The organism is Ramlibacter tataouinensis, from assembly GCF_001580455.1.
GTDB classification, from domain to species: Bacteria; Pseudomonadota; Gammaproteobacteria; order Burkholderiales; family Burkholderiaceae_C; genus Ramlibacter; species Ramlibacter tataouinensis_B.
Window position 1 is genome coordinate 4,848,282 of record NZ_CP010951.1, and the last position, 20,487, is coordinate 4,868,768.

The window sequence follows — 20,487 nt, forward strand, 5'->3', positions numbered from 1 at the left end:
ATCAATGTCGAAGACCCTTCACCTTACCGAACAGCTCATCTCGCGCCGCTCGGTCACGCCCGAGGACGCGCAGTGCCAGGCGATCCTCGAAGCGCGCCTGAAGCCCCTGGGGTTCGCGTGCGAGACCATCGTCAGCGGACCCGACAACTTCCGCGTCACCAACCTCTGGGCCCGGCGCGCCGGCCGTTCGCCGCGCACACTGGTGTTCGCCGGCCACACCGACGTGGTGCCCACCGGCCCGCTCGAGCAGTGGAGCAGCGACCCGTTCACGCCCGCGCACCGCGACGGCATGCTGTTCGGCCGCGGCGCGGCGGACATGAAGACCTCGATCGCGGCCTTCGTGGTGGCGGTGGAGGAATTCCTGGCCGCCGATCCCGACCCCGAGCTCTCGCTGGCGCTGCTGATCACCAGCGACGAGGAAGGCCCCAGCGTGGACGGCACGGTGGTCGTGTGCGAGCGCCTGAAAGCGCGGGGCGAGCGGCTGGACTGGTGCATCGTCGGCGAGCCCACCTCGGTCGGACAGCTGGGCGACATGATCAAGAACGGGCGGCGCGGCACCCTGTCGGCCAAGCTCACCGTCAAGGGCGTGCAGGGCCATATCGCCTACCCGCAGCTGGCGAAGAACCCGATCCACATGGCGCTGCCCGCGCTGGCCGAGCTGGCCGCGACCGAGTGGGACCGCGGCAACGAATTCTTCCCGCCCACCAGCTGGCAGGTCAGCAACATCCACGGCGGCACCGGCGCCACCAACGTGATCCCCGGCACCGTTACGATCGACTTCAACTTCCGCTATTCCAGCGAAAGCACGGCCGAGGGCCTGCAGGCGCGCGTGCAGGAGGTGCTGCAGCGCCACGGCGTCGACCATGACATCCAATGGGTGGTGGGCGGATTGCCCTTCCTGACCACGCCGGGCGAGCTGGTCGAGGCGGTGCGCGCGTCGATCCGGGCCGAGACCGGCCTGGACACCGAACTGTCCACCACCGGTGGCACCAGCGACGGCCGCTTCATCTCGCGCATCTGCCCGCAGGTGATCGAGTTCGGCCCCGTCAACGCCAGCATCCACAAGATCGACGAGCATGTGCGCGTGGCCGACATCGAGCCGCTGAAGAACATCTACCGCCGCACGATTGAACTGCTGAACGCATGACCGTCATCGAACTGGTCGAGCGATGCGCCGCGCAACTGGACGGCGCGGGCGTGGCTTTCGGCCATGGCACCAGCAACGCCTTCGACGAGGCGGCGTGGCTGGTGCTGTGGCGGCTCGGCCTGCCGCTTCATGATCTGGACGGCGCCGCCGGCGTGGCGGTGTCGCCGCAGCAACTCGCGGGCGTCGAGGCGCTCATCGCCGAACGCATCGCCACGCGCAAGCCGGCGGCCTACCTGACCCGCGAAGCCTGGCTGCAGGGCATCCCCTTCTATGTCGATGAGCGGAGCATCGTGCCGCGCAGCTTCATTGCCGAATTAGTCGCCGACGGCTCCATCGACCCCTGGCTGTCGGACCGCACCCGCCGCGTGCTGGACCTGTGCACCGGCAACGGCAGCCTGGCGGTGCTGGCGGCCATGACCTACCCCGAGGTCGAGGTCGACGCGGCCGACATCTCGAAGCCGGCGCTGGAGGTGGCGCGCATCAACGTCGACCGCCACGGCCTGGCCGGGCGCATCCGCCTGATCGAATCGGACGGGCTGGCGGCGGCGCCGGGGCCCTACGACCTGATCCTGTGCAACCCCCCGTACGTCAACGCGCACAGCATGGCGGCCCTGCCGGCGGAATACCGCGCCGAGCCGGCGCTGGCGCTGGCGGGCGGCGACGACGGCATGGATTTCATCCGCCGCATGCTGCGCGACGCGCCCTCCCGGATGACCGAGCATGGCGTTCTCGTGCTCGAGATCGGCAACGAACGAAGCCATTTCGAGGCGGCCTTTCCCACCCTGGCGGCCGTGTGGCTGGAAACCAGCGCCGGCGAAGACCAGGTGCTGCTGCTGACCCGCGACAATCTGGCCTGATTTCCCGCGGCGCCGCGCCCGCGCAGCGGCCCGGCCGCGCCAAGCCATTTCATGATCACTCTCAAAAACCTGACCCTGCGCCGCGGCGCCAAGGTCGTCCTCGACAAAGTCTCGCTGGTCCTCAATCCCGGCGAGAAGGTCGCCCTGGTCGGCCGCAACGGCGCCGGCAAGTCCACGCTGTTCGCGCTGGTCGACGGATCGCTGCACGAGGACAACGGCGATTTCGCCATGCCCTCGCAGTGGCGGCTCGCGCAGGTGGCCCAGCACATGCCGGAAACCGAGGAGTCAGCGACCGGCTTCGTGCTGGCCGGCGACACCCGCCTGGTCCAGTTGCGCGCCGAACTCACGCGCGCCGAGGAAAGCGGCGACGGCATGGCCATCGCCCACGCACACACTGACCTGGCCGATGCCGGCGAGCACGACGCGATGCCGCGGGCGCAGGCCCTGATCCTGGGGCTGGGCTTCAAGTCGAACGAGCTCGACCAGCCGGTCAACAGCTTTTCCGGCGGCTGGCGCATGCGCCTGCAGCTGGCGCGCGCGCTCATGTGCCCGTCGGACCTGCTGCTGCTGGACGAGCCGACCAACCACCTGGACCTGGATGCGCTGGTCTGGCTGGAGGCCTGGCTCAAGCGCTACCCCGGCACGCTGGTGGTGATCAGCCACGACCGCGAATTCCTAGACGCGGTGACCGATGTCACGGTGCACATCGAGCGGCAGCAGCTCACCCGCTACGCCGGCAACTACAGCGCTTTCGAGACCCTGCGCGCCCAGCAGCTGGCGCTGCAGCAGGCCTCCTTCGAGCGGCAGCAGGAAAAGATCGCCCACCTGCAGAAGTTCATCGACCGCTTCAAGGCCAAGGCGACCAAGGCCCGCCAGGCGCAAAGCCGCGTGAAGGCGCTGGAGCGCATGGAGAAGATCGCGCCGGTGCTGGCCGACGCCGAATTCACATTCGAGTTCAAGGAGCCGGCGAGCCTGCCGAACCCGATGCTGGCGATCCGGGATGGCTCCTACGGTTACGGCGACACGGAGATCCTGCGCGGCGTGAACCGCTCGGTGCTCGCCGGCCAGCGCATCGGCATCCTGGGCGCCAACGGCCAGGGCAAGTCCACCCTGGTCAAGACCATCGCGCAGCAGATCCCCGCCCTCGGCGGCACCATCACGACGGGCAAGGGCCTGGCCATCGGCTACTTCGCGCAGCAGGAGCTGGACGTGCTGCGCCCCGAGGACGATCCCTTGCAGCACATGACGCGGCTGGCGCGCGAGCTCGCCGCCAGCCCCGGCGAGGTGGCGCGCGAGCAGGAACTGCGCAACTTCCTCGGCAGCTTCAATTTCAACGGCGACATGGTCAAGCAGGCGGTGGGCACCATGAGCGGCGGCGAGAAGGCGCGGCTGGTGCTGGCGATGATCGTCTGGCAGCGCCCCAACCTGCTGCTGCTGGACGAACCGACCAACCACCTGGACCTGAGCACGCGGGAGGCCCTGTCGGTCGCGCTCAACGAGTTCGAAGGCACGGTGATGCTGGTCAGCCACGACCGGGCGCTGCTGCGCGCGGTGTGCGACGAGTTCTGGCTGGTCGGCCGCGGCACGGTCGCTCCCTTCGACGGCGACCTGGACGACTACCAGCAGTACCTGCTCGACGAAGCTCGCCGCATGCGGGATTCCGCGCGGCAGGAAGCCGCCCCGCCCGCCGCCGCCGTCTCGGCGCAGGAGCAGAGAAAGCTGGACGCGCAGCAGCGCCAGCAGGCCGCCGCCCGTGCCCGGCCATTGAAGCGCGAACTCGAGCAGTCGGAAAAGCGCATGGCCGCCCTGTCGGATGAAAGGGCCGCGCTGGAATCGCGCCTGGCCGGCGGGCTCGCGCCGGCGGAACTGGCCGATGCCGGCAGGCGCCTCAAAGCCGTGTCCGAAGAGCTGGAGGGCCTGGAAGAACGCTGGCTGGAGTTGACGGAGCAGCTCGATAACATAGGCTGATGCCTACGGCGATCGATCTTTCCGAAGGTGATGCCGCCCTGACCGACGCGGTGCGCCGCTGCCGGCGCCTGCTGAACCGGCGCGCGCTGGTGGCCGCCGCCGCCAGCACCGTGCCCGTGCCCGGGCTGGACTGGGCGGTGGACGCGGCCTTGCTGTCGCGCGTGGTCCCGGCGATCAACGCGGAATTCGGCCTCACGCCCGTGCAACTCGACCGCCTGCCCGAACGCGATCGCGAGAAGGTGCAAAAGGCGCTGGCCTTGGTGGGTTCGGTGCTGGTGGGCAAACTCATCACGCGCGACCTCATCCTCCGCATGGCCCAGGCCATGGGCAAGCGGCTCACCGCGCGCCAGGCCGCCAAGTACGTCCCGATCGCCGGACAGGCGGTGTCGGCACTGATGGGGTACACAGCCTTGCGCTACCTCGGCGAGGAGCACATCAAGGATTGCGTGCGTGTCGTGCGCGAAGCGGGTCTCGCGTTACCCGCGCCGGCACGTTCCGGCAAGCCGGATTGACCCGCATGACGAAAGGCACTTTTACCTTTGGCGTGCTGGAACGCGTCGAACGTCAACCTTAGACTTCGCCCCATGCCTCTTCAGCTGACTATCCACCACGGGCTGCCTTACCTGCTCGTGGAAGTTTCCGGCACGGCGAGCCTGGCCGATCACCAAGGGGTGGTCTCCCTGGCTGCCACCGTTTGCGCGGGCACGCGCTACCGCAGATGCCTGCTCGACCTGCGGAGCATGGAGACCTCGCTGGCCTTCACCGAGCACCTGCAGCTGGGCACCTTCGTGGGCGAGAACGTGCGCAACCTGGAGAAAGTGGCCACCGTGGTGACGCCGGAGGTTCGCAGCGGCATCAGCGAGAAGGCCGCGCGGAAAACCGGCGCACGCCTGCGCGCCTTCACCTGCATCGAGCAAGCGACGGCCTGGATCCACAGCAACGAGCTCAGCCGGCCTGCTGAGCTGTCGGACGCTTGAGCACCAGTGTCAGGATGTCGTAGCTGGCCACCATCTCGCCGTCCTGATTGGTCACCTGCACGTCCCACGCGACCACCCCCTGTGCGGGCTGGTCCTTCTTCGCCGGACGGTCGATCTTGCGCTTGCAGGTCAGACGGGCCTGGATGGTGTCGCCGATGCCCACCGGCTTGACGAAACGCAGTGTGTCCAGGCCGTAGTTGGCCAACACCGGTCCCTTGGCCGGCGAAACGAACAGCCCCGCCGCCGCCGACAGCACGAAATAACCGTGCGCGATGCGCTTGCCGAAGGGTGACTCCCTGGCGGCGATCTCGTCGAAGTGCATGTAGAAGTAGTCGCCGGAGATGCCGCCGAAGGCCACGATGTCGGCGTCGGTCACGGTGCGGCGGTGCGTGAGCAGCGAATCGCCGACCGACAGGTCGTCGAACCATTTGCGGAAGGGATGCAGGTCTGCCTCCTGCACGCGGGCGCCGCGCACGTACTCGCCGGTCACCGCCGTCAGCATGGTGGGCGAGCCCTGCACCGCCGCGCGCTGCAGGTAGTGCTTGACGGCGCGCACGCCGCCCAGTTCCTCGCCGCCGCCGGCCCGGCCGGGGCCGCCGTGCTTGAGCAGGGGCAGCGGCGAGCCGTGCCCGGTGGATTCGCCGGCCGCTTCGCGGTCCAGGATGTGCACGCGGCCGTGCCAGGCCGCGATGGCGGGAACGACCTTGGCCGCCACGCCCGGATCGCGCGTGACCAGCGTGCTCACCAGGCTGCCTTTGCCGCGCGCGGACAGCTCGATGGCCTGCTCGATGTCGTCGTAGGGCATCAGGGTGCTCACCGGGCCGAAGGCTTCCACGTCATGCACCGCCGAGTTGGCCGCGCCGTCGCGGCACAGCAGCAGCGTGGGCGCGAAGAAGGAACCTTCGGCCGTGCCCTCGCCCATCGGCTTGAAGCCGCTCTTGTCGCCGAAGACGATCTCGTTGCCCGTGCACAGCAGCGCCACGCGCTCGGCCACGTCGGCCTGCTGCGCCTTGCTCGCCAGCGCGCCCATCTTGACGCCTTCCACCGAGGGGTCGCCCACGGCGATCTTGGCCAGGCGCGCGGCCAGGCGCTCGGCCACCGCGTCCAGGTGCTTGCGCGGCACGATGGCTCGGCGGATCGCGGTGCACTTCTGCCCGGCCTTCACCGACATCTCGCGCGCCACCTCCTTGACGAACAGGTCGAATTCCTCGTCGTCCGGCGTGACATCGGAAGCGAGGATGGCGCAGTTGAGCGAATCGGCCTCGGCATTGAAGGGCACGCTTCGCGCGATCAGGTTGGGGTTGGCGCGCAGGCGCGCCGCGGTGTCGGCCGACCCGGTGAAGGTCACCACGTCCTGGCCGTCCAGCCGGTCCAGCAGGTCGCCGGTGCTGCCGATCACCAGCTGCAGCGCGCCTTCGGGCAGCAGGCCCGATTCGTTCAACAGGCGCACCATCGCTTCGGTGAGGTAGCTGGTCGCCGTCGCCGGCTTCGCAATGCAGGGCATGCCAGCGAGGAAGGTCGGCGCGAATTTCTCCAGCAGGCCCCAGATCGGGAAGTTGAAGGCGTTGATGTGCACCGCCACGCCGCCGCGCGGCACCAGGATATGGGTGCCGGCGAAACTGCCCTTCTTGCCCAGCGGCACCGCCGGGCCCTCATGCACGATGTTGCCCGAGGGCAGCTCGCCTGCGCCGACGCCGGCATAGGCGAACAGCGTGCCGGATCCACCCTCGATGTCGATCCAGCTGTCCGCGCGCGTCGCACCGGTGTGATGCGAGATCGCATACAGCTTTTCCTTGTGCTCGATCAGGTACGCAGCCATCGCCTTCAGGCGCGCCGCGCGCTGCTGGAAGTCCATGGCCAGCAGCGACTTGATGCCGGCGCGGCGCGCGAACGCCAGCGCCTCGGCGAAGTCGATCGAATCGGCATGCGCATGAAAGACGGTCTTGCCGTTGATCGCGCTCTTCAGGGCGCCGGCGGCCTGCTGGCCGATCCAGCGGCCGGCGATGAAGCTTTGCAGCGTGGGGGCGGATGTTTGCATGACGGATCTCTTTCGATGTCAAGAATGGGTGGGCGGCGCCTTCAGCGGCCCTCGTAGTTCGGCCGGCGCTTTTCCAGGAACGCCGCGATGCCTTCGTTGCGGTCCTGGCTGGCGGCCAGCAGCACGAAGGCCTTGCGCTCGGCCTCCAGCGCCGGCGTGAGCGCGGATTCGTAGGACAGGAGCAAGGCCTCCTTGGCGGCGCGCAGCGCCAGCGGGGCCTTGCCGGCGATCAGCCGGGCCAGCGCCAGCGTGCGCGGCACGACCTGCTCATCGGGCACGACCTCCGACACCAGCCCGCATTGCAGGGCGCAGGCGGCGTCGATGGGTTCGCCGGACAGCACCATCTGCATGGCGCGCGACTTGCCCACCACGCGCACCAGCCGCTGGGTGCCACCCGCGCCGGGAATGATGCCGAGGTTGATTTCCGGCTGGCCGAACTGTGCGCCCTCGCCGGCGATCACGATGTCGGCCTGCATGGCCAGCTCGCAGCCGGCGCCCAGCGCGTAGCCGCTGACGGCCGCCAGCAGCGGCTTGGGGAAGGCCGCGATGCGCTTCCAGTAGCGCGGCCGTCCATCGGCCAGCAGCTCGATCGGGCCGAGCGCGCCCATCTCCTTGAGGTCGGCGCCGGCGGCGAAGAATTTCTCGCTGCCGGTGATGACCACGGCGCCCAGGTGCGCGTCGGCGGCCACGATGTCCAGCACATCCACGATCTCGGCAAGCGTGGCGGTGCGCAGCGCATTGCGCACCGCGGGGCGATGCAGCTCGACCAGCACCACGCCGCCCGGCTGCAGCGAGACCGCGATGTCTTCGTAGGGGTTCACGACCAGGTTCGTTGCCATGTGATTTGCCCTGTGATCACATGCCCAGGTAGGCGGCCTTGACCTGCTCATTGTTCAGCAGCTGCGCCCCGGGCCCGCTCAGGATGGTGTGGCCGGTCTCGATGACGTAGCCGATGTCCGCGATCGACAGCGCCGCCTGTGCATTCTGCTCGACCAGGAAGATGGTGATGCCCTCGGCCTTGAGGCGCCTGACCACGCGGAAGATCTCCTCCACCAGCAGCGGCGCCAGGCCCATGGAGGGCTCGTCCAGCAGCAGCAGCTTGGGGCGGCCCATCAGCGCGCGCGCCATCGCCAGCATCTGCTGCTGCCCGCCCGAAAGCGTGCCCGCGGGCAGCATGCGCTTTTCCTTGAGGATCGGGAACAGGCCGTACATGCGCTCCAGGTCCTGGGCGATCTCGGCATCGCGCCGCGTGTAGGCGCCCAGCCGCAGGTTGTCCTCGATGCTCATGGGCCCGAAAACCTGGCGCCCTTCGGGCACCTGGCACACGCCCAGGCGCACGCGCCGGTCGGGCGCCACGCGCGTGATGTCTTCGCCGAACAGCTCGATGGTGCCACCCGAGGCCGGCTGCACGCCGGAGATGGTGCGCAGCAGCGTGGTCTTGCCGGCACCGTTGGCGCCGACCAGCGCCACCAGCTGGCCCTGGCGCACCTCCAGGTCGATGCCGTGCAGCGCCTGGATGCGGCCATAGTGGCTGGTGATGCCGCGCAGCTTCAGCACCGTCTCGCGCTGCGCTTCGGGCGCAGCCGGCACCACCGGCTCGGCCGGGGCGGCGCCGCCCAGGCCCACCGGGGCCGGCGTGAGCGCGATGATGCGGGCCTTGATCTCCTCGAACTCGGCGCGCACGCGCTCGCCGAACAGCGGATCGTCGTTGTCCAGGAAGGCTGCGTCGATCGCCTGCCAGTCGGCGGGGGTCAGCACCTTGCGCGCCTCGGGCATCACGTGGACCTCTTCCTGCCGGATGTGCGCACGCAGCTGCTCGGTGAAGGCCGCCACGCGCTGCACCAACGGCTGCGCGTCGGCGGCGCGGTCGGCCGCCACCGCCTGCACCGCCTGGCGCAGCTCGTCCCGGTAGCGCGGCCCATCGCGATGCTCCTGCTGGAGCCGCTCGATCATCGGTCCGACGCCGTTGGCACGCCGCCCCAGGGCGCTGAAGAGGTACTGGTCTTCCTTCGGGTGGTGCACGCGGTCGACGTAGCTGTCGATGTAATCGAGCATGGCCGCGATCGCCCGGATCGCGCCCGCCCGTTCGGCGGGCTGCGCCAGGGTCTGCGCCAGCGCATCCATCGCGGTGGCGAGGCGCCACATGCCGCGGTGTTCGGCCTGGATGATGTCCAGCGCCCTCATCGTCGTGACGGTCGTGCTACTCATTGGATAACCTTCGCCCTGCGGGCTGCGGTGCCATGAGCCTTCGGAGCGGCCGTGCGGCTCATCATGCCGAAGCGCCCAGGTAAGCCGCGATCACGTCCGGGTTGGCGCGCACCTGCGCCGCCGTGCCCTCGGCCAGCTTCTTGCCGTAGTCCAGCACCAGGATGTGGTGCGAGAGGTTCATCACCATTTTCATGTCGTGTTCGACCAGCACCACCGTGACGCCAGAATCGGCCACCTTTCGAACCAGGACTTCGATCTCCGCTTTCTCGGTGGTGTTCAGGCCCGCCGCCGGTTCATCGAGCAGCAGCAGCTGCGGCTTGGCCGCGAGCGCGCGGGCGATCTCCAGGCGCTTGAGCGCGCCATAGGGCATTTGGCTGGCGTGGGTACGGATGTACTTACCGACCCCGACGAATTCCATCAGCTGCGCCGCCTCTTCGCGGCAGTCGCGGTCGGCCCGCCGCAGCGATGGCCAGCGCACCATGGCCGTGAACACCGAGGGGTCCAGCCGCAGGTGCGCGCCGACCATCACGTTGTCGATCGCGCTCATGTTCATGCACACCTGCAGGTTTTGGAAGGTGCGGCTCATGCGCCGGCGCGCCAGTTGCTCGGGCGCCATGCCGGCGACGTTTTCGTTGCGCAGCAGGATCTCGCCGCCGGTGGGCGTGTAGACCCCGGTGATCAGGTTGAACAGCGTGGTCTTGCCCGCGCCGTTGGGGCCGATCACCGAATGGATGGTGCCTTCGGAAATGCGGAAGGACACGTCCTGCACCGCAGCGACGCCACCGAAGGACTTGGTCAGGTTCTTGACCTCGAGCATCAGGAGGTCCCCCGGCCGAAGCGGTTCTTCAGCGTCGGCACCAGGCCGCGCGGCAGAAAGATCATGGTCAGCATCAGGATCACGCCGAAGGCCACCGTCTCCCAGCCTTCCAGCGTCGACAGCAGCTGCGGCAACATGGTCAGGATCAGCGCGCCGAAGATGCAGCCGTACACCGAGGCCATGCCGCCCACCACCACCATGGTCACCAGTTCGATGGAGTGGAAGAAGCCCGCGAGGCCCGGCGTCAGGAAGCCCACGTAGTGCGCATAGAGGCTGCCCATCACGCTGGCCAGCGCCGCCGACAGCACGAAGATGCGGGCCTTGAAGGCGCTGGTGTCCACGCCGACGACGCGCGAGGCGACCTCCGAGCCGTGGATGGCCTGCAGCGCCCGCCCGGCGGGCGAGTCGATCAGGTTAAGCGCGAGCCAGGTCACCACCAGCAGCACCCCGGCGCTCAACCAGTACCACGGGCGCTCGCCCGAAAGTTCCTTGCCGAACGCAGACAAGGCGCTCACCGGCATGCCGTCCGGGCCGCCGGTCCAGGCGGTCTCGTTGACAATGACGATGGAGATGATGATGCCGAGGCCCAGCGTCGCCATGGCCAGGTAGTGGCCCTTGAGTTTCAGGATCGGCCGTGCCACCACCCAGGCCAGCAGCGCGGTGCCGGCCGCGGCAGCGACGAGCGCCGCCAGCGGCGGCCAGCCCCAGCGCGAAGTGAGGATGGCGGAGGCATAGGCGCCGATGCCGAAGAAGCCGGCGTGGCCCAGGCTGATCTGACCGGTGTAGCCGATCAGCAGGTTCAGTCCGATCACCACGCTGGCGTTGATCGCCACGCGGATGGCGACGTCGAAAGCGTAGGCGTTGGGCAGCGCGAACGGCAGCACCAGCAGCACGGCGGCCAGGATCACCAGCCCGGGGTGCGATTTCAGATAGTTCATACGCGGTCCGTGCCCTTCTTGCCGAACAGGCCCTGGGGCCGGAAGAACAGGATCAGCAGGATCAGCACGAAGGGCGTGGCGTCCTTGTAGGCCGAGGAGACGTAGCCCGCCGTCATCGATTCCACCACGCCGAGCAGCAGGCCGCCGACCACGGCGCCCAGGCCGCTGCCCAGGCCGCCGAGGGTGGCGGCGACGAAGCCCTTGAGGCCCAGCATGATGCCCACGTCGTAGCTGGTGTAGTTGATCGGCGCGACCAGGATGCCGCCCACCGCGCCCAGCGTGGCCGACAGCACGAAGGACAGCAGCAGGATGAACCGCGTGTTCACCCCCACCAGCTGCGCCGCCAGCTTGTTGTAGGCGGTGGCCAGCATGGCCTTGCCCACCACCGTGCGGCCGAAGAACCAGGCCAGCACCGCGACCACCACGGCCGTGACGCCGATCGCCCACAGGCTTTGCGGCAGCAGCGTGGCTCCGAGCACCGCCAGCGGCGTGTCGCCCGAGAAAGCCGGCAGGGAGCGCGTGCCCTTGCCCATGAAGACCTGCACCAGCCCGCGGATGGTGAGCGAGGCGCCGATGGTGATGATGATCAGCGAGACGACTTCGGCATTGCCCGCCGGCTCGATCGCCAGCTTCTCCACCAGCACGCCCGCCAGCGCCGCCAGCAGCACCGCCAGCACGATCGCCAGCGGCAGCGGCACCCCGAACTGATAGAACAGCGCCGCGAACATGCCACCCAGCATGATGAACTCGCCCTGGGCGAAGTTGATCACGCCGGAGGCGTTGTAGATCAGCGCGAAGCCGAGCGCCGCCAGCGCGTAGGTGGCGCCGACGGTGACACCGGAAAACAGGAATTGCAGGAATTGGGACACGTTCTCCTCGCAGTCCTAACGCACGTCGAGCAGCTGCCCGGCAGGCGGCGTCTGCGGAGGATTCTGCGGGAAGTAGCCCTCGGTGTGGATCAGGTCCTGCCTGGCCCCCAGGGCCTTGGCGGCGGCCACGCAGTCATCCACGAAAGCCGGCGAGCCGGCCACGAAGATGCTGTGGCGCGACAGGTCCTTGAAGAGTGTGGGCAGCACGGCCGGAATGCGCCCGTGCAGCCCCTTGGCATCGGCCGGCTGCTCACGGGTGAGCGTCGGGCGGTAGCGGAAGTTGCGGTGCCGCGCCTCCCACCAGGACATCATGCCGGCGTCGTAGAGGTCGGCCTGGGTGCTGGCGGAGAACAGCAGGGTCACCGGATCGGAATAGCTGCGGCGCAGGGCCGCTTCGGTCAGCGCGAGGATGGGTGCCAGCCCCGAGCCCGCGGCCATGCACAGCACCGGCGTTTCCACGGATGGGTCGCCGATGAAGGTGCCGTAGGGCCCGCTGACCTCGATGCGCGCGCCCGGCACCAGCTTCTCGTGGACCCAGGCGCTGGTGCGCCCGTCGTCCTGGCGCGTGATCTGCAGCACCAGTTCGCCGTCGTTGCGCGGTGCGTTGGCCACCGAGTAGCTGCGCAGCGGCACGCCGGCTTCGGCATCGCCCAGCATCACGTACTGGCCCGGCCAGTAGCGCATGGCCTCGCGCGTCGGGCGCAACCGCAGCTCGATGATCCGCGGCGTACGCGCGATGCGGTCGGTCACCACATAGGGCTGCTTCTCGCGCGGGGGAAACAGCTTGGGCTTCGCATCCGCTGTGCCCCACTCGATCACGAGCTCGCTGGACACGGGCTTGGCCATGCACATCAGGCCAAAGCCCTTCATGCGCTCTTCCGGCGCCAGGGCCATGTCCAGGACGAAGCCCTGGTCGTACTGGCCTTCGAGCACCTTGACCTTGCACTCCCCGCAAGCGCCGGCACGGCAGTTGTTGGGCAGCGCGTAGCCGGCTTTCTCGAGCGCCTCGAGGACGGTGGCGCCTTGCGGCGCCTCCACCACATGGCCCGAGGGATGCAGGCGGATACAGCTCATGGTGACCTCTTGGACCTCTTAGAACACCGGGATGATGTCGACCATGTCGGCGTCACTGACTTCCTGACCGGTGATGCCCACCTCGGGGATGGCCGGGAAGGCGATGCCGTACTTGTCCAGCACGCCCTTGAGGTTGAGCATGGCGCTGCGCCAGTTCTCCTTCTTGGCTTCGTACTCGGGAATGTGGAAGCCGGCCTTGCGCGCCACGGCCTCAATCTCGCGCTGGAAGGCGACGAAGTCTGCCGGGATGTCCCAGAAGTCCTCCGGCGGCTCGAACAGCACCCCCGACAGGAACAGGTAGCCGGCGCGGATCTGCTTGGTGATCAACGGCTTGTCGGACAGGTCCATCTTCGGGTAGTCGCGCTCCATCAGCTGCATGCAGATCGCCATGTGGCGGCCTTCGTCGCGGCCGATGTTGCGGAAGGCTTCCTTGAACACGGGCTCGGTGCACTTGGCGGCCATCTGGTGGAAGATGGTCGCGGCGGCGATCTCGCCCATCAGGAATGAGCTGAACAGCACGGCCAGGCTGTACTTGGGCACGGCGTTCTTGTAGCCGGCCCAGTAGCGGGCGCCGTTGTAGTAGAGCCACTGCGCGTTGCGCTGCGCCTTGCGGCCGATCTCGGTCTTGGGCACGTAGGTCAGCGGGTCGGCGTGCTCCAGCAGCTTGGTGATTGCCAGGCCGCAGACCTGCTCGTGGTTCTGCTCGTCGCGCGTGACCGAGAAGAAGCAGCGGCGAACCGGGTCTTCCTCGTGGGCTTCGTAGGTCTTGATCAGGGCAGCGGCGAACACCGGCGGCGCCGAGGCGTCGAACACCGACAGGATGGTCCACCAGTACGCGATGGCTTCCCGCTCTTCCCAGCTGTAGCGGCTCACGTCGAAGCTGGCCCAATCCAGCTTCTTCGGGTCCCAGTATTCGCGCTGGGCGGCGTCCCAGACCTCTTCCAGCTTGGCCGTATGCGCGTGCCAGGACAGCGGATAGACGTTCGGCTGCTCAATGGCGGGCGGAAGCGCCATGCGGCGCGCCAGTTGTTCGTGCTTACCCATTCAAATCATCTCCACGTTGCGGAAAAAAAAGGGCCGATGGGACTCGGCCCGGACAGGACTACTTGGCTACTTGACGGTGACCCATTCACCGCCCTTGATCTCGAGCAGGCGGAACGCCGAGAGGTCGAGGCCCATGTGGTCGGTGGCGGACATGTTGAACACGCCCGTCACACCGACGAATCCCTTGGTTTGCTCCAGCGCGGCGCGCACCTTCTCGCCGTCGGTCGAGCCGGCGCGCTTGATCGCGTCCATGGCCAGCGCGAGCGCGTCCTGGGCGTAGCCGCCGAAGGTGGAAGGCTCTTCCTTGTACTTGTCCTTGTAGGCCTTGTAGTAGGTGCTGACCGGGCCCTTCTGCGGGTCGTTGGCCGGCAGCGTGTTGGCGATCAGCAGCGCCGGCGACGGCAGGCGCACGCCTTCGGCCGCGGTGCCGGCGAGCTTGATGAACTCGTCGGACGCCACGCCGTGCGACTGGTAGTGCGGCAGCTTGATGCCCAGCTGCGCGATGTTCTTGGCCGCCACCGCCGGGCCCTGGCCCAGGCCGAACACGAACACGGCCTGCACGCCCGCTGTGTTCTTGATCTTGGTCAACTGCGCCGTGATGTCGGAATCCTTGGGACCGTAAGTCTCGTCGGCGACCAGCTCGATGCCGTACTTGGACGCGACCGCCTGCGCTTCCTTGCGGCCCGACTGGCCGAAGCCGCTGGTCTCGGACAGCAGGCCGATCTTGGTCAGGTTGCGCGCCTTCATGTCGGTGAAGACCTTCTCCACCGCCATGCGGTCGCTGTGCGGTGTCTTGAACAACCACTTCTTGACGGGCTCGACGATCACCACGCCGCCAGCCAGCGAAATCAGCGGCACGCCGGCCTTCTCCACCAGCGGCGCCATGGCCATGGTCGCGCCCGTGGTCGAGGCGCCCAGGATGATGTCGACCTTGTCCGACTCGAGCAGGCGCTTGGCGAAGGCGTTGGCCTTGCCGGCCTCACCGCCGTCGTCGTAGTGGATGAATTCGATCTTGCGGCCCAGCACGCCGCCCGCCGCATTCAGGCGCTCGACCTGCAGTTGCAGCGTCTTGAGTTCCGGCTCGCCGAGGAAGGCTGCCGGTCCGGTGACCGAGAGGACGGAACCGACCTTGATCGGGGCGTTGCCCTGGGCCGCCGCGCCGAGCGCGAACGACGCCAGCAGGGAACCGGCCATGCCCATCCAAATTCTCCTGGTGCTCTTCATGAAGTCTCCTTGTGGTGGTTGATAGATGCGCGTTGCGCGATGAGGACTTTCAATACTTCAAACACGTTCGATGACCAGCGCGATGCCCTGGCCTACGCCGATGCACATGGTGCAAAGCGCGTAGCGGCCGACATTGCGCTCGAGCTGGTTCAATGCCGTGATCACCAGCCGGGCGCCCGAGGCGCCCAGCGGGTGGCCGATGGCGATGGCGCCGCCCCATGCGTTGACTTGGGCGGCGTCGTCCGGCAGCCCGAGGTCGCGCGTCACCGCCAGCGCCTGCGCCGCGAAGGCTTCGTTCAGTTCGATCACGTCCATCTGGTCCAGCTTCAGGCCGGTGAGGGCCAGGACCTTCTTCGTCGCCGGCGACGGACCGAAACCCATGATGCGAGGCGCGAGACCCGCCACCGCCATGCCCAGCACGCGGGCGCGCGGCTTCAGGCCGTGGCGGCCGGCCGCGGCTTCGCTCGCCAGCAGCACGGCGCAGGCGCCGTCGTTCACGCCGGACGCATTGCCCGCGGTCACGCTCCCGTCGGGCCGGACCACGCCCTTGAGCCTGGCCAGCATCTCGATCGTGGTTTCGGGCCGCGGATGCTCGTCCACCTCGAAGGCCTTGGGATCGCCCTTCTTCTGCGCCACCATCACCGGCACGATCTCGCGCGCGAACAGGCCCTGCTGCTGGGCGCGCGCCCAGCGTTGCTGGCTGCGCAGCGCGAACGCATCCTGGTCGGCGCGCGCGATGCCGAAGTCCGCCGCCACGTTCTCCGCGGTTTCCGGCATCGAGTCGATCCCGTACTTGTCCTTCATCAGCTTGTTGACGAAGCGCCAGCCGATGGTGGTGTCCTCGACCCTGGCCGTGCGAGAGAACGCGCTGTCCGCCTTGCCCATGACGAAAGGCGCGCGGGTCATGCTCTCCACACCGCCGGCGATCACCAGGTGCGCCTCGCCGGCCTTGATGGCGCGCGCGGCGGTGCCCACCGCATCGAGGCTGGAGCCGCACAGCCGGTTCAGCGTGTTGGCCGGCACATCCACCGGCAGGCCCGCCAGCAACGCCGCCATGCGGCCCACGTTGCGGTTGTCCTCGCCGGCCTGGTTGGCGCAGCCGTAGATCAGGTCGTCCACGGCGGACCAATCCACCTTGGCATTGCGCTCGACCAAAGCCTTGATCGGGATCGCGCCCAGGTCGTCGGTGCGCACCGTGGAGAGCGCACCGCCGTAGCGGCCGAAGGGAGTGCGGATGGCGTCGCAGATGAAAGCTTGCTGGGTCATGACGATTGCCTCAGAGAATCTTGGGTCGTTTGTCGAACACACGCTTGGCTTTGCCCTGGCTGCGCTCGATGCTGCCCGCGGCCATCACGCGCACCTTGGTGCTGACACCCACGTAGGTCTTGATGCTGTGCTCCAGCGAACGCGCCAGCCCGTCGGATTCGGTGCTGGTCAGACGCGCGGAGATCTCGGGCCTCGCCTCCACCAGCACATCGAGCTTGTCCAGGTGGCCGTCGCGGGTGACCACCAGTTGGTAGACGGGCGCCAGCTTGTCGCCCTTGCAGATCAGCTCTTCAATCTGGGTCGGGAACACGTTCACGCCCCGGATGATCAGCATGTCGTCCGAGCGGCCGGTGATCTTGCCCATGCGGCGCATCGAGCGCGAGGTGGGCGGCAGCAACTGCGTCAGGTCGCGCGTGCGGTAGCGGATGATGGGCAGGGCTTCCTTGGTGAGCGAGGTGAACACCAATTCGCCCGGCTCGCCGTCCGGCAGCACCTCGCCGGTCTCCGGATCGATGATCTCGGGATAGAAGTGGTCCTCCCAGATCACCGGGCCGTCCTTGCTCTCCACGCATTCGCTGGCCACGCCCGGTCCCATCACTTCGGACAGGCCATAGATGTCCACGGCGTCGATGCCGGCACGCGTTTCGATCGCGCTGCGCATGGCGTCGGTCCAGGGCTCGGCGCCGAAAATGCCGATCTTGAGCGAGCTGTCGGATGCGCTCATGCCCTGGCGCTCGAACTCCTCGATGATGTTGAGCATGTACGAGGGGGTCACCATGATGATGTCCGGCTTGAAGTCGCAGATCAGCTGGACCTGCTTCTCGGTCTGGCCGCCCGACATCGGGATCACCGTGCAACCGAGCTTTTCCACGCCGTAGTGCGCGCCCAGGCCGCCGGTGAACAGCCCATAGCCATAAGCCACGTGCACGATGTCGCCGGCGCGGCCGCCCGCGGCCCGGATCGAGCGAGCCACCAGGCCGGCCCAGTTCTCGATGTCGTTCTTCGTGTAGCCGACCACCGTGGGCTTGCCGGTGGTGCCGGAAGAGGCGTGCACGCGCACCACCTGCTCGCGCGGCACCGCGAACATGCCGAAGGGATAGTTGTCGCGCAGGTCCTTCTTGGTGGTGAAGGGAAACTTCGCCAGGTCCTTCAGGTCCCTGCAGTCCTCGGGCCGCACGCCGGCGGCGTCGAAGGCGGCGCGGTAGTGCGGCACGTTGTCGTAGGCACGGCGCAGCGTGGCCTGCAGGCGCTTGAGCTGCAGGCTGGCGATCTCGTCGCGGCTGGCGCGTTCGATCGGCTCGAGTTCGTCGGGGGTGGGATGCAGGCGGGGCATGTCTGTCTCTCTGTTTGCTTCTGAGGTCAGGCGCCGGTGAAGCGCGGCGCGCGCTTTTCCATGAAGGCCGCAACGCCTTCGCGGTAGTCGGCGCTGCGGCCGAGCTCGCGCATGAAGTCGCGCTCCAGATCCAGCTGCGCTTCCAGCGTGTTGAGGCCGCTGGCCTGCAGCGCCTGCTTGGTGCGCGCCAGGCCCAGCGTGGGCGCGGACGCGAAGTGGCGCGCCAGCACGTCCACCTCAGCCGCCAGCTGTTCGTCGTCCACGCACTTCCAGATCAGGCCCCAGGCCGCCGCCTGCTCGGCGCTGAGCTTGTCGCCCAGCATCGCCAGCGCGGTGGCGCGTGCGCTGCCCAGCAGGCGCGGCAGGAAGTAGGTGCCACCGGTGTCGGGGATGAGGCCGAGCTTGCAGAAGGCTTCGACGAAGCTCGCCGAGCGCGCGGCGACGACGATGTCGCAGGCGAGCGGGAGGTTGGCACCGGCGCCCGCCGCCACGCCGTTGACGCCGCAGATCACGGGAATCGGCAGGCGGCGCAGGCCCAGCACCAGCGGGCCGTAGTATTTCTCGATGGATTCGCCCAGGTCGGGCGCGGCCTGGCCCGGCGCCACCGCGCGGTCCGACAGGTCCTGCCCGGCGCAGAAGCCCCGACCGGCGCCGGTCAGCACCAGCACGCGCACGCTGCGGTCGGCGGCCACGCGCGCCAGCGCGTCCTTCACCTCCAGGTGCATGGCGACATTGAAACTGTTGAGCCGCTCGGGCCGGTTCAGCGTGAGCCGCGCAATGCCGTCGCGACTGTCGAACAGGATGTGCTGGTAGTCCATGGCTTGATGGAGCCGGATTCTGGGGATCGGACAATGCGGCGTGCAGACGGCTTTTTCTGAAAGCGCGTTCGGGTAACTACCTAGTCCCATGAGCGCTTGAGAATCGTCAAGCGCAAGTGGCTCAGGCTGGGGACAATTCCGCATTTCCAACGCAAACGGGGTTTCCGGTAGTAATGGACGGTGTCAGCAAGGAAGGCAGCTGGAACATGGTCGCGCTCGATGACGTGCCCTTCCGCGGCATCGTGGAGCAGTCGCTGGCCGGCATCTACGTGGTGCTGGATGAGCGTTTCATGTACGCCAACGACACCTTCGCGGCGATGTTCGGCTACAGCCGCGAGGAGTTCATCGGCCGCCGCATGGTGGACTGCGTGACGCCCGATTCGATCGGCGAAGTCATGCAGAACTACCGCCGGCGCATCAGCGGCGAAGTGGACGCTATCCACTACTTCACCAAAGGCGTGCGCAAGGATGGCCGCATCGTCCACCTCGAACTGCACGCCTCGCGCGTGCAGTGCCAGGGGCGACCGGCGCTGGCCGGCGTGGCGCTGGACATCACCGAGCGCGTGCGCGCCCAGGAGGAGCTGCGCCAGTCGCGCGAACGGCTGCGCGAACTGGCGCAGCGCATCAATGCCACGCGCGAAGCCGAACGCGCGCGGCTCGCGCGCGAAGTGCACGACGTGCTGGGCGGCATGCTCAGCTCCATCAAGTTCGACCTCTCGCGCGTCGTGCGCCGGACCGGCGGCGCGGAGCTGCAGGAAATCAACCGGATTGCCGGCGAGGCGATGGCCCTGGTGCAGGACACCATAGACACCGCGCGCTCCATCTCCGACGAGATGCGCCCGGCCAGCCTGGACCTGTTCGGGCTGGGCCCGGCGCTGCAGCAGACGCTGGAGCGCTTCGGCACGCGCCACGGGCTTTCGGTGGCCGCGCGCATCCCGTCCGAGCCGCTGCGCCTGCCGCGCGACGTCGCCACGCAGATGCTGCGCATCGTGCAGGAAGCCCTGACCAACGTGGCCTGCCACGCGCAGGCCACCCGGGTCGAGGTGGAACTGGCGCAGGACGCGGACGGCGTGGTGATGCGCCTGCGCGACGACGGCATCGGCATCGACAGCGTGCCGCGGCGGCGCGGCTCCATGGGCGTGTTCAGCATGGCCGAACGCGCCAAGGAGATCGGGGCGACCCTCGAGGTGCGCCGCGGCAGCGCAGGCGGCACCGAAGTGGTGTTGCACCGCCCCGCCCTGCCCGGCGAACAGGAGCTGCCGCGATGATCCGCGTGCTGGTGGTGGACGATCACCGGATCTTCCGCGCGGGCATTGCGCGCCTGATGTCCGACGAGCCCGATATGCGTGTTACGGGCGAAGCCGCCGACGGCGCCTCGGCGCTCGCGCTGCTGCGCGGCCACGACTACGACGTGGTGCTGCTGGACATCAACATGGGGACGCGCAACGGCTTCGAGACGCTGGGCTCGATCCGCGCCGAGCATGCCCGCCTGCCCGTGATCATGCTGTCCATGTACGCGGAGTCGCACTACGCGCGGCTGGCCATCAAGTCACGCGCGAACGCCTACCTGTCCAAGGACGTCGGCACCGACGAACTGCTGCGCGCGGTGCGGCAGGTGGCCGGCGGGGGCGTCTACGTTCCGCTGGGGATCGGCTTCAACGCGCCGGCGCCAGGTCCGGTCAGCACCGGCGCGCCACCGCACGAATCGCTCAGCCCGCGCGAGATGCAGGTGATGCTCAAGATCGCGCAAGGCATCTCGCTCACCGACATCGGCACCCAGCTGTGCCTGTCCGTCAAGACGATCGGCTCACACCGCACGCGCATCCTGGAAAAGCTCGCCATCTCGAGCAACGCGGAACTGGTGCAATACGCGATGCGGCACGGCCTGGTGGACTAGGGCCTGCATCGA

Annotated in this window: 19 protein-coding genes and 1 pseudogene; 7 read left to right on the plus strand and 13 right to left on the minus strand. The window is 68.3% G+C overall.

Going from position 1 to position 20,487, the window contains the following annotated elements; genetic code table 11:
- The first annotated feature begins 4 nt into the window (after window positions 1-4).
- The 5 genes from dapE (at window position 5) to UC35_RS22590 (ending at window position 4,949) form a co-directional block, all read left to right on the plus strand.
- Window positions 5-1,147, plus strand: a complete 1,143-nt coding sequence (gene dapE / locus UC35_RS22570) for a succinyl-diaminopimelate desuccinylase (RefSeq protein WP_061503543.1) — start codon at window positions 5-7, stop codon at window positions 1,145-1,147.
- Window positions 1,144-2,004 carry a 50S ribosomal protein L3 N(5)-glutamine methyltransferase gene (gene prmB / locus UC35_RS22575; RefSeq protein WP_061503544.1) on the plus strand — a complete coding sequence of 287 codons (861 nt, stop codon included), beginning with the start codon at window positions 1,144-1,146 and terminating at the stop codon, window positions 2,002-2,004. Before dapE ends, prmB begins: the two co-directional genes overlap by 4 nt.
- A 51-nt stretch (window positions 2,005-2,055) precedes the next feature.
- Window positions 2,056-3,972 carry an ABC-F family ATP-binding cassette domain-containing protein gene (locus tag UC35_RS22580; RefSeq protein ID WP_061503545.1) on the plus strand — a complete coding sequence of 639 codons (1,917 nt, stop codon included), beginning with the start codon at window positions 2,056-2,058 and terminating at the stop codon, window positions 3,970-3,972.
- On the plus strand, window positions 3,972-4,484 hold the full coding sequence (locus UC35_RS22585; RefSeq protein WP_061503546.1) for a hypothetical protein: 513 nt from the start codon (window positions 3,972-3,974) through the stop codon (window positions 4,482-4,484). The genes UC35_RS22580 and UC35_RS22585 overlap by 1 nt, the downstream gene beginning before the upstream one ends.
- A gap of 72 nt (window positions 4,485-4,556) precedes the next feature.
- Window positions 4,557-4,949 carry an STAS/SEC14 domain-containing protein gene (locus tag UC35_RS22590; RefSeq protein WP_061503547.1) on the plus strand — a complete coding sequence of 131 codons (393 nt, stop codon included), beginning with the start codon at window positions 4,557-4,559 and terminating at the stop codon, window positions 4,947-4,949.
- On the opposite strand, the gene paaZ is transcribed toward UC35_RS22590, so the two are convergent.
- The 13 genes and pseudogenes from paaZ to paaG all read right to left on the minus strand — a co-directional run bounded on the left by paaZ (window position 4,918) and on the right by paaG (window position 18,578).
- Window positions 4,918-6,987 carry a phenylacetic acid degradation bifunctional protein PaaZ gene (gene paaZ / locus UC35_RS22595; RefSeq protein ID WP_061503548.1) on the minus strand — a complete coding sequence of 690 codons (2,070 nt, stop codon included), beginning with the start codon at window positions 6,985-6,987 and terminating at the stop codon, window positions 4,918-4,920. The two genes, UC35_RS22590 and paaZ, sit on opposite strands and share 32 nt — an antisense overlap.
- A gap of 41 nt (window positions 6,988-7,028) precedes the next feature.
- The gene (locus tag UC35_RS22600; RefSeq protein ID WP_061503549.1) at window positions 7,029-7,826 is read right to left on the minus strand and encodes an enoyl-CoA hydratase-related protein; all 798 of its coding nucleotides are present in this window, start codon (window positions 7,824-7,826) and stop codon (window positions 7,029-7,031) included.
- A 16-nt stretch (window positions 7,827-7,842) separates the two neighbouring features.
- Window positions 7,843-8,544, minus strand: a complete 702-nt coding sequence (locus UC35_RS24340; RefSeq protein ID WP_227820583.1) for an ABC transporter ATP-binding protein — start codon at window positions 8,542-8,544, stop codon at window positions 7,843-7,845.
- A gap of 222 nt (window positions 8,545-8,766) precedes the next feature.
- Window positions 8,767-9,195, minus strand: a pseudogene (locus UC35_RS24345) (hemerythrin domain-containing protein); the annotation flags it as partial.
- 61 nt (window positions 9,196-9,256) lie between these two features.
- Window positions 9,257-10,012: an ABC transporter ATP-binding protein gene (locus UC35_RS22610; RefSeq protein WP_061503550.1), complete on the minus strand. Its 756-nt coding sequence runs from the start codon at window positions 10,010-10,012 to the stop codon at window positions 9,257-9,259.
- A complete protein-coding gene (locus UC35_RS22615) occupies window positions 10,012-10,950 on the minus strand; it encodes a branched-chain amino acid ABC transporter permease (RefSeq protein WP_061503551.1) in 939 nt (312 codons plus the stop codon). Before UC35_RS22615 ends, UC35_RS22610 begins: the two co-directional genes overlap by 1 nt.
- On the minus strand, window positions 10,947-11,819 hold the full coding sequence (locus UC35_RS22620; protein WP_061503552.1) for a branched-chain amino acid ABC transporter permease: 873 nt from the start codon (window positions 11,817-11,819) through the stop codon (window positions 10,947-10,949). The genes UC35_RS22615 and UC35_RS22620 overlap by 4 nt, the downstream gene beginning before the upstream one ends.
- 15 nt (window positions 11,820-11,834) lie before the next feature.
- Window positions 11,835-12,893, minus strand: a complete 1,059-nt coding sequence (locus UC35_RS22625) for a 2Fe-2S iron-sulfur cluster-binding protein (protein WP_061503553.1) — start codon at window positions 12,891-12,893, stop codon at window positions 11,835-11,837.
- 18 nt (window positions 12,894-12,911) lie between these two features.
- On the minus strand, window positions 12,912-13,937 hold the full coding sequence (locus tag UC35_RS22630) for a ferritin-like domain-containing protein (protein ID WP_061503554.1): 1,026 nt from the start codon (window positions 13,935-13,937) through the stop codon (window positions 12,912-12,914).
- Window positions 13,938-14,003: 66 nt separating this feature from the next.
- Complete coding sequence (locus UC35_RS22635; protein ID WP_227820413.1) at window positions 14,004-15,131, minus strand: ABC transporter substrate-binding protein; 1,128 nt, start codon at window positions 15,129-15,131, stop codon at window positions 14,004-14,006.
- An 87-nt stretch (window positions 15,132-15,218) separates the two neighbouring features.
- The gene (gene pcaF / locus UC35_RS22640; RefSeq protein WP_061503556.1) at window positions 15,219-16,427 is read right to left on the minus strand and encodes a 3-oxoadipyl-CoA thiolase; all 1,209 of its coding nucleotides are present in this window, start codon (window positions 16,425-16,427) and stop codon (window positions 15,219-15,221) included.
- A 10-nt stretch (window positions 16,428-16,437) separates the two neighbouring features.
- Complete coding sequence (paaK, locus tag UC35_RS22645; protein WP_061503557.1) at window positions 16,438-17,760, minus strand: phenylacetate--CoA ligase PaaK; 1,323 nt, start codon at window positions 17,758-17,760, stop codon at window positions 16,438-16,440.
- A 26-nt stretch (window positions 17,761-17,786) separates the two neighbouring features.
- The gene (paaG, locus tag UC35_RS22650; protein ID WP_061503558.1) at window positions 17,787-18,578 is read right to left on the minus strand and encodes a 2-(1,2-epoxy-1,2-dihydrophenyl)acetyl-CoA isomerase PaaG; all 792 of its coding nucleotides are present in this window, start codon (window positions 18,576-18,578) and stop codon (window positions 17,787-17,789) included.
- 173 nt (window positions 18,579-18,751) lie between these two features.
- Between paaG and UC35_RS22655 the strand changes: the two genes are divergently transcribed.
- Both UC35_RS22655 and UC35_RS22660 read left to right on the plus strand, forming a co-directional pair.
- The gene (locus UC35_RS22655; protein WP_061503559.1) at window positions 18,752-19,846 is read left to right on the plus strand and encodes a PAS domain S-box protein; all 1,095 of its coding nucleotides are present in this window, start codon (window positions 18,752-18,754) and stop codon (window positions 19,844-19,846) included.
- Complete coding sequence (locus UC35_RS22660) at window positions 19,843-20,475, plus strand: response regulator transcription factor (RefSeq protein ID WP_061503560.1); 633 nt, start codon at window positions 19,843-19,845, stop codon at window positions 20,473-20,475. Before UC35_RS22655 ends, UC35_RS22660 begins: the two co-directional genes overlap by 4 nt.
- The last annotated feature ends 12 nt before the right edge of the window (window positions 20,476-20,487 follow it).

Excerpts from the sequence above, each read along its gene's own strand:
- dapE (WP_061503543.1), top strand. The coding sequence starts at position 5 with ATGTCGAAGACCCTTCACCTTACCGAACAGCTCATCTCGCGCCGCTCG.
- prmB (WP_061503544.1), top strand. The coding sequence starts at position 1,144 with ATGACCGTCATCGAACTGGTCGAGCGATGCGCCGCGCAACTGGACGGC.
- UC35_RS22580 (WP_061503545.1), top strand. The coding sequence starts at position 2,056 with ATGATCACTCTCAAAAACCTGACCCTGCGCCGCGGCGCCAAGGTCGTC.
- UC35_RS22585 (WP_061503546.1), top strand. The coding sequence starts at position 3,972 with ATGCCTACGGCGATCGATCTTTCCGAAGGTGATGCCGCCCTGACCGAC.
- UC35_RS22590 (WP_061503547.1), top strand. The coding sequence starts at position 4,557 with ATGCCTCTTCAGCTGACTATCCACCACGGGCTGCCTTACCTGCTCGTG.
- paaZ (WP_061503548.1), bottom strand. The coding sequence starts at position 6,987 with ATGCAAACATCCGCCCCCACGCTGCAAAGCTTCATCGCCGGCCGCTGG.
- UC35_RS22600 (WP_061503549.1), bottom strand. The coding sequence starts at position 7,826 with ATGGCAACGAACCTGGTCGTGAACCCCTACGAAGACATCGCGGTCTCG.
- UC35_RS22610 (WP_061503550.1), bottom strand. The coding sequence starts at position 10,012 with ATGCTCGAGGTCAAGAACCTGACCAAGTCCTTCGGTGGCGTCGCTGCG.
- UC35_RS22615 (WP_061503551.1), bottom strand. The coding sequence starts at position 10,950 with ATGAACTATCTGAAATCGCACCCCGGGCTGGTGATCCTGGCCGCCGTG.
- UC35_RS22625 (WP_061503553.1), bottom strand. The coding sequence starts at position 12,893 with ATGAGCTGTATCCGCCTGCATCCCTCGGGCCATGTGGTGGAGGCGCCG.
- UC35_RS22630 (WP_061503554.1), bottom strand. The coding sequence starts at position 13,937 with ATGGGTAAGCACGAACAACTGGCGCGCCGCATGGCGCTTCCGCCCGCC.
- UC35_RS22635 (WP_227820413.1), bottom strand. The coding sequence starts at position 15,131 with ATGGCCGGTTCCCTGCTGGCGTCGTTCGCGCTCGGCGCGGCGGCCCAG.
- pcaF (WP_061503556.1), bottom strand. The coding sequence starts at position 16,427 with ATGACCCAGCAAGCTTTCATCTGCGACGCCATCCGCACTCCCTTCGGC.
- paaK (WP_061503557.1), bottom strand. The coding sequence starts at position 17,760 with ATGCCCCGCCTGCATCCCACCCCCGACGAACTCGAGCCGATCGAACGC.
- paaG (WP_061503558.1), bottom strand. The coding sequence starts at position 18,578 with ATGGACTACCAGCACATCCTGTTCGACAGTCGCGACGGCATTGCGCGG.
- UC35_RS22655 (WP_061503559.1), top strand. The coding sequence starts at position 18,752 with ATGGACGGTGTCAGCAAGGAAGGCAGCTGGAACATGGTCGCGCTCGAT.
- UC35_RS22660 (WP_061503560.1), top strand. The coding sequence starts at position 19,843 with ATGATCCGCGTGCTGGTGGTGGACGATCACCGGATCTTCCGCGCGGGC.